We start from the raw sequence: 408 nt of genomic DNA, 5'->3' as shown, positions 1-408 counted from the left end.
TGCCATCTGGGTTCTTGATGGTGATGGTGTGGGTTCCGTCGCCGTTATCCGTAGTGGTCACTTCTGGGGACTTGCCGTCCTTACCATTCTTCACGGTAGTGGTTGAAGTGGTGCCATCTGGGTTCTTAACGGTGATGGTATGGGTCCCGTCGCCATTGTCCTTCAAGGAAACTTCTGGAGACTTGCCATCTTTACCATCTTTAACAGAGCCTTCTGCGACTGCTGGTTGACTGGTGTCTGGCTGGCCAGTCTTAGGATCTACTGGGTAGAACTTAATCGTGGTGGTGCCATCTTGACCTTTCTCAACCACTGGGGCAAAAGTCTTACCGTCGATACCGTCGCGACCATCCTTACCGTCTTTGACAGTTGTCGTTGTGGTCGTGCCATCTGGGTTCTTGATGGTGATGG

1 pseudogene is annotated in these 408 nt (G+C 52.0%); it reads right to left on the bottom strand.

Annotated features, from left to right (window positions below):
• A pseudogene (locus HMPREF3090_RS01085) lies at positions 1 to 408 on the bottom strand (peptidase); the annotation flags it as partial.

This window comes from Aerococcus sp. HMSC23C02, from assembly GCF_001806805.1.
In the GTDB taxonomy this organism is placed as follows: Bacteria; Bacillota; Bacilli; order Lactobacillales; family Aerococcaceae; genus Aerococcus; species Aerococcus sanguinicola.
The sequence above is the reverse complement of the archived record's forward strand: the minus strand, read 5'-3'. Positions and strand labels throughout refer to the sequence as shown.